This is a genomic window from Listeria cornellensis FSL F6-0969, from assembly GCF_000525855.1.
Classification (GTDB): Bacteria; Bacillota; Bacilli; order Lactobacillales; family Listeriaceae; genus Listeria_A; species Listeria_A cornellensis.
The window spans coordinates 20400-28287 of sequence record NZ_AODE01000038.1; the positions used below are offsets into that span (position 1 = coordinate 20400).

Annotated in this window: 6 protein-coding genes and 2 pseudogenes; all 8 read left to right on the forward strand. The window is 34.5% G+C overall.

The window, feature by feature from the left end:
• The first annotated feature begins 134 nt into the window (after positions 1-134).
• On the forward strand, positions 135-818 hold the full coding sequence (locus PCORN_RS14415) for a FadR/GntR family transcriptional regulator (RefSeq protein ID WP_036081913.1): 684 nt from the start codon (positions 135-137) through the stop codon (positions 816-818).
• Between the two features lie 101 nt (positions 819-919).
• Positions 920-1117, forward strand: a complete 198-nt coding sequence (locus PCORN_RS21415) for a mannonate dehydratase (protein WP_159102607.1) — start codon at positions 920-922, stop codon at positions 1115-1117.
• 429 nt (positions 1118-1546) lie between these two features.
• Positions 1547-2836 (forward strand): annotated as a pseudogene (locus PCORN_RS18690) (PTS sugar transporter subunit IIC); the annotation flags it as partial.
• A gap of 33 nt (positions 2837-2869) precedes the next feature.
• A pseudogene (locus PCORN_RS14425) lies at positions 2870-4292 on the forward strand (glycoside hydrolase family 1 protein).
• Between the two features lie 219 nt (positions 4293-4511).
• On the forward strand, positions 4512-5909 hold the full coding sequence (locus tag PCORN_RS14435; RefSeq protein ID WP_277620211.1) for a gluconokinase: 1398 nt from the start codon (positions 4512-4514) through the stop codon (positions 5907-5909).
• A gap of 113 nt (positions 5910-6022) precedes the next feature.
• Positions 6023-6547 (forward strand): cyclic nucleotide-binding domain-containing protein, encoded by a 525-nt coding sequence (locus PCORN_RS14440; protein ID WP_036081919.1) that lies wholly within the window; start codon positions 6023-6025, stop codon positions 6545-6547.
• Between the two features lie 615 nt (positions 6548-7162).
• A complete protein-coding gene (locus PCORN_RS14450) occupies positions 7163-7396 on the forward strand; it encodes a helix-turn-helix domain-containing protein (RefSeq protein WP_206537451.1) in 234 nt (77 codons plus the stop codon).
• Between the two features lie 104 nt (positions 7397-7500).
• A partial coding sequence (locus PCORN_RS14455) for a hypothetical protein (RefSeq protein ID WP_036081923.1) occupies positions 7501-7888 on the forward strand: 388 nt, incomplete at its 3' end.

The following is a 7888-nucleotide window of genomic DNA, read 5'->3' on the forward strand; positions in this document are numbered from 1 at the left end:
ATAGTATGACTGATATTATACAGAATAAGAAATAAAGTTATCTGTGTTCACTAACTAGTTAGTTGGAATTTGGAAATAGCATAAAATTACAAAATGCTAATAATACATCAGATGATTAGAGAGGGGAAAATAAAGTGCGTGAAAATTTGGTAGAAAATACAGCTGATAAATTACTTGAATATATACGTTTAAAGGAATTTAATATGGGAGACAAATTACCTAATGAATATGCCCTTGCTGAGGAATTGCATGTTGGACGGAGCACCATTAGAGAGGTAGTCAAAGTATTAGTTGCGCGCAATATACTACAAGTTAGACAAGGTTCTGGAACATATATAAGTGAGGGGAAGGGTATTGTCAAAGACCCCTTAGGATTTTCTTTAATTAAAAATAAAAACAAAATGATTAAAGATTTGTTTGTCTTAAGATATATATTAGAGCCGCCAATGGCAGCTTTAGCAGCAAAAAATGCTACAGCAAATCAAATAAGCCATATGATTCACTTAAAAGATGCTATAGAAATTTCCTTCAAAAATAATACGGATGAGCATATAGAATTAGATATAGAGTTGCATAAAACTATTGCAGAAGCCAGTGGGAATATCGCACTCTCTCATATTGTACCCATTATTAATGAATCTATTGCTTTGTTTAATGAAAATTATAATGTAAGTAATTTAAAAACTGAAACAATAGAGCTGCATAATGACTTGGTAAATGCTATTGCCAAACACGATGAACTAAACGCATTGGATGCCATGACAGTACATATGGCGAATAATAGAAAAGAATTTAGCAAAGTTAGCCAATCAAACTAATAAAAACTATTGACAAGTCATCTGATGTATTTTATTATAAATACATCAGATGACTTATTGGGAGTGATGAACAGAGAATTAAGTTATGAATGTTTGACCGAATGGATTTAGTAAATTTAAATCGCATGAAGCAGAGCTATCATATACAACAAGGAATTAGTGCCACGCATGATGCGAACGTTGGAGACGTGTGGGTGGAGCTGCCTATAGAGTCTTTCAAGCATAATATTGAATCAGATTTTTTTTTGAAAACGATTGAAAGCGTAATCATGCATGAGGAAATAGAGATAAGTGATTAGAAATTACATAAAGACTCTGAAAAATTTATCTAAATTTGGCATGTAAACTAGTTGTTGTACTTTTATGTCTAGGGAGGATTCGAGTTCTTTATACTTTTAAAATTTATCCCAAATAAACTAAATAGTTAGAAATAATACTTTTTTATAGTGTGATAATTAACTTGGATAGACAGTAATAATAGGAAATGCTTGAAAATGCCCTCAAAATAGATAGAATTCATTTCGCATATGTACCAAACAAAACGATGACTCTATGAGCATGGTTCGAGTGATGAGATTGCTTCAAAAAAAATTTGCAGGATGTGTTCGCCCATACGGTGAAAGAATAATTTTTAGAGAAGAAGGAAGTTTAGGCTATACGATGGGCACTTGGCAGTTTTATCTAAATGTTAGAGAGAAAATACTAAATAAATAGGGGGTAAAGGAAATATGGGAAGTGGATTTATGGGGAGATTATCAGATGTCTTAGGAAGATTTGCAACAAAAGTGAATAGTTTACGCTATATTATGGTGATTAAAAATGCCTTTTCTGCACTTATCCCGGTTATTATCACAGGGGCATTTGGTACATTATTTTCAGCAATGGTTTTCGATGCAGAAAACGGATTAGCAAAAATTCAATTCTTGCGTTTTCTAGCCGAACTAAAACCTATTGCTTCATCGATTAGTTATGTTACTTTAAGCTTTCTAACAATTTATGCTGTTTTCCTTATTGGGATTGAATTGGCCAAGCTGAATAATTTGAAAGGAGTTTTTCCTGGAATAATTGCGGTGATGTCGTATCTAGCGGTTACCCCAACAATTTATGGATTCTTATCTGATGATAAAAATATACTTGTAGAAAATGTTTTAGCTAAGCAGTACACAGACACAAAAGGCTTATTTTTAGGAATGATCGTTGCTATAGTATCTGTAGAATTATATAGCTGGCTAGGTCGTCAAAAAAGATTACAAATCAAAATGCCTGATACAGTACCAGCCAATGTATCAGCTAGTTTTTCCGCATTAGTTCCTACAATAATTACAATTGCAGTCATGGCTACCGCAGGATTCGCTGTTAAAGCAATGACAGGTATGTATGCCTACGATATTATCTATCATCTTGTGCAACGGCCTTTAGAAGGAGTCGTTCAAGGTTTGCCTGGAATATTACTTCTAATGCTAATAGCGCAAATTTTCTGGGTAATAGGGATTCACGGTAACCAAATGATTAAACCGATAAGAGAACCATTGCTACTTGCATCAATCGCAGTAAACACGGAAGCATTTGAATCTGGTAAAGAAATTCCTAATATTATTACGATGCCTTTTTGGGATATGTATATGAGTATAGGTGGTTCTGGAGTGACGATTGGGCTGCTTGTTGCCGTTTTCATGGTCGGTAAAAGAGAAGATATGCGTGAAATAACAAAACTATCTTCAGCACCAGGCATTTTTAACATTAATGAACCCGTCATTTTTGGTATGCCAATCATGTTGAATCCAATTTTGGCTATCCCGTTTATCATTACGCCGCTAATAACAGGTACAATAGGCTATTTCGCAACAGCAACAGGTATAGCAGCTAAAGCAGTAGTGATGGTTCCATGGCCAATGCCGCCTATTGTGAATGCGTATCTAGCAACTGCCGGAGATTTGGGGGCAGTAGCTACGCAAATTGTCTGTATTATAGTTGCCATTCTTATCTATTTACCATTTGTTAAAATATCTAATACAGCACAGCAAAAAAAATTAGTAGAAAAGAGGAATATTATGAAACTATCTATACCGGAAAATTTTATTCTTGGCGCGGCCTCATCAGCATGGCAAACGGAAGGCTGGAAGGGTAAGAAAGAAGGCCAAGACTCCTACCCTGATTCGTGGTATAAAAATGAAAAATTTGTTTGGCATAATGGGTATGGCCCTGCAGTAGCAACTAATTTTATGGAGCAATATCAAGAAGATGTTAATCTAATGAAAGAGATTGGCCTTACACATTATAGAACTTCTATTAATTGGTCCCGCTTTTTTACTGATTATGAGAACTTAATTGTTGATGAGGACTATGCAGGGCACATTGATGATGTTATAAACGCACTGTTAGAAGCGAATGTGGAGCCTATGCTGTGCTTGGAACATTACGAATTGCCTGTGTATTTATCTGAAAAATATGATGGTTGGTCCTCAAGAAAAGTAGTAGATTTATATGCTGGCTATGCAAAGATAGCTTTTGAGCGTTATGGAGACAGAGTGAAGCAATGGTTTACTTTCAATGAACCAATAGTTCCTCAAACACGTATCTATCTAGACGCTATCAGATGGCCTCACGAGCAGAATACTAAAAAATGGATGTTATGGAATTACCACAAAGCATTGGCAAGTGCTCAAGCTGTTAAGGCATATCGTTCTCTAGGACTAAAGGGAAGAGTAGGTTGTGTATTAAATCCTGAAATGGTATACGCTAGGTCAGATTCAAAAGAAGATAAAAAAGCTGCTGAAATGTATGATTTGTTTTATAATCGAGTCTTTTTTGATCCTATGGTTAAAGGGGAGTATTCATCGGAACTTATTGCGTTATGTACTACATTTGATATCTATTTTAATCCTGATGATAACGACTTATCAACAATTAGAGAAAATACGCTTGATTTTTTAGGAATTAATCAATATTATCCAAAAAGAGTCAAAGCTCCAAGGTATGAGTGGAATAAGACGACGCCATTCCATCCTGAAATGTTCTTTGAAAATTTTGATTTACCGGGCAAAAAAATGAATGATTCGCGCGGGTGGGAAATATATCCGAAAATTGTATATGATATGGCTCACTATTTAAAAGAAAATTATGGAGATATTCCATGGCTTATCACTGAAAATGGAATGGGCAGAGAAAATGAAGAAGCGTATATGGATGATTTGGGCACTGTAAATGATAGCTATAGAATTGATTTTATTAAGCAGCACATCAAATGGTTACTTAAAGCCGTTGAAGAAGGGTCCTCTTGTGAAGGATACATGTTATGGGCGTTTACAGATTGCGTTTCTCCGATGAATGCTTTTAAAAAATCGATATGGCCTCATAAGAATTGAACTAGAACGAAAAAAAGAACGCGTGCGAAAAAAAAAATCAGCGGAATGGTATGGATCAATTATTCAAGACCGAGTATTAGAAATAGCCGACGAATGTGAATGGAAATAGCATTGCGTGGACTATTTAAGTTCATGATTGACTAGGTATGTAGATTAAAGAATACAATTTGAGTCCTCACGATAACGTATTTGAATCATGAGGACTCATGAATAGATACAGGAACCCCTTCCATATTACCTACTCAATTGTTGTTGCATTAAGAAATCAATTTGGAGGAGGCGAAATTTTAAAAAATGAGCAATAGCATAAAAAAATTTATTATTAGCAATTGATGTTGGGACGACCTCCATTAAATTTATTATTTTCAATGAAGAAAAAGCAATATATACGAAGTCAGCGAGAATTGAGACATTTAAAGAAGTTGATAAATCGACCCAAAATCCAATAGACATTTTATCAAGCATCAAACGAAATATTAAAGAAATAACGGCTCTTTATTCAGATATAAATACCATCAGCTTTAGTACAGCTATGCATACATTAATCCCTGTATCTCCCGAAATGGAAAGCAATACTATGTTCTTGTGGTCTGATAATAGAGCCGCTAATACAATTTTAGAATTCAAACGAAATAGACAGCGAACTTTTTTGTTTTATGGCAAAACGGGAACGCCTATTCATGGCATGAGTCCTTTTGCTAAATTATTATATTTTAAAGAAAAACATAATAGTTGGTTCAACAATGTTTCCGGATGGCATGACATGAAATCTTTTTTAATGAGCTATTTTGTAAACGAATTTGTTACGGATTTTTCGATAGCTTCGGCGACTGGATTATTCAATAGTATTGATTTTAAATGGGATGAAGAAATACTATCATTCCTCCAATTATCACCCAGCAAACTACCACGGCTTGTTCATCCAAAAACTGTTTTTAACATGTCGGAAAAAGTGGTACTAGAGCTGAATTTGAAACGAAATACAAAAATTATGATAGGTGCTAGCGATGGCTGTTTGGCTTCTCTAGCTAGCTCTCAACAAAATAGTGCCACAGAAAGTCTAACTCTGGGAACTAGTGGGTCAATTAGACAGCTTTCTACAGGACGATATCTAGGACCCGATATGGAAAGTTTTTGTTATTATGTAGATAAAGATCAATGGGTGGTTGGCGGACCTACTAATAATGGAGGAATAGTACTAGAGTGGCTCAGTGATTTATTTTATGAAGACAAAGCTAAAATATTCGATCATCTACATAAAGCGCCTGACTTATTTTTTTCCCCGTATATTCAAGGAGAACGGGCCCCAATTTGGAATGAAAAACAAACCGGGAGTTTTAAAGGATTAAATATTACTCATGGACGTCCGGAAATTATTCAATCCGTTTTGGAGGGCATCATTTTCAATCTTAAATATATCCTTTCTTTATTATCTGCTACTTATGATGAAAATCCTTTAGTTTTGAATGGTGGGGCAGTAAAAAATAAAGACATTGCGCAAATGATTTCTTCCGTTTTTAATAGAGAATGCCTTTTTTCTAGTAGAACAGAGCCAACGCAAGCCTTATTTTATTGGTGGAAAAATGGCAAAAAAGTTGAAACTGAAAGTACGCTTATTGATTTTTATGTTCCTATTGAATCTGAACAAGATTATTACAATGAAAAATTTAGAAAGTTTGTTGAAATGCTGAATAATGAAATGCATTTGGAGAAGCTTAATTTATGAAAATGGAAAAAACATAGAGGATAAGAATGGGACAAAAGTTGATCTAAGAATCAATTTTTGTCCCATTCTTTTTATTTTGCATGAATAGCGGTATACGAGTAGTTGTCTCAGTAATGTCGGATTTCTGGAAAAGGAAGATTATCCTTATTTGGAGAAAAGAGAGGTTAAACTTAAAAACAAAGGAAGATAGTAGCTCTAAGATTGTTTATATGGTGGAGAGTGGGGTTGCAGCAATTATGTATGATGCTGATATTATAGATTTTGTGAGTGAGGGGGATTTTATTGGTTTGCAATATCGATGGGAAAAAGCGTGCGCTGAGGCCCTGACTGAAAAATTAGTAGTTTGGCAGTTTGAAAGAGATGACATATTTTTCGAAATGGAGCAAATACAAGAAGGTTACTTGTACTTTTATAATTTTATGAGAACGTCATTTGAGCGATATATTCAAAAAATAGTGGCGAGTACAAAGCCTAATTCAGAGAGAGTTACGTTATTACTATCCTGCATTTCTCGTTGGTTTGGTGAGGAGACAGAAGATGGATACTACAAAATCCCAAAATACTTTACAAGAAGAATATTAGCTAATTATACAGGGATTAGCTATATTAGAGAAGTCTGGCATATTATTTGTTACTAGAGGCAGACAACTTGTTATCCTAGCCTCCATGAATTAGTCTGATTGTAAATACAGACGAAGTAATCGTATAAAGTTCGAAAATTAGACACATATTTCAAATAAAGTATAAAATTCCACAACCATTTTATTGTTATCTGCTGTTATTATAGTTTGTAGGAGGTGAATAAAATGAGCTTAGAGGAGCTTTACACTAGTGAATCTATTCAAAGGGATTTCGAGTCAGAGAAATTATTGCAGATATTATTAGATGATCAAGTATACCCTATTCATAAAAAGCGCCTTATTTTACAAAAAAACAGAAAAAAATCACATTTGCTGCCGATTGTGTATACGATTCTCCTTATGTTTACGCTATAGAGGAAGGGATTGTTGCCCTAGTACTTGATTCTAACATTATTGATTTTGCGGGTGAGCATGGCTTTCTAGGACTACACCATAGTAAACAGAATACAGGATCAAAGCTGTATGGCACCATACTAACAGGAGAAGCCATTGTTTGGCGTTTTGAGTTACAGGAAGTATTAGCTAAAATTATGACAATTCAAGAAGGCTACCTGTATCATTACAATTATATGCGTATGCTATATGAACGCTACACAAAAAAAAATAGTTGCGATGAGAGAGGGAAACGTTGGGAAAGTAGAGATTCTACTAAAAGCGATTGCTACTTGGTTCGGAGAGACAACAAACTATGAAGGATTTACTAGAATACCAAGAGGCTTCACAAGAAAAGTATTAGCTAATTATATGGGAATTAGTCATACAACGCTGAGCACAACATTGAACGAATTAGTGCATGCTGACTTAATTTTCATCCAAAATCAGCGGCTACACATCTTGATGAATTAATAATTTTAATATTCGTAATAAAACACTATTTTTAAAATTTATTAATCGAGAGTAAAACGCAAGATAAATACAAATTGAGAAATGAAAGAGGGAGTCAGAAAAACATGAATAACAAAAAGGCTAAAAAAATTATTAGTACATTAACCATCGCATCGGTAGTTGGAGCAAGCGTGGTTACACCTTTAAATGGATTAACGCTACCGACAAAAGCAGCAGAGAGAGTACAAAATGCAGCGTCAGTCACTGCACCAAAATACGTAGCACCAGCATATAAAACATTAGTAATGCAAGATATGAACGTGTATCTTCCGTATTTATCACTAGACGGCAACTATCTAATCATTTCTATGACGAAAATAATAAAAAATTATGGAGTAAGTGTTACCCTTCCTAATGGACAAATTATTACGAAATTTAAAAACCCTTGCTGTAAATATTCCAGAAGATTTCGTGATTTATGTTGCGATATGGATCTTCGTAGCCAACCATATG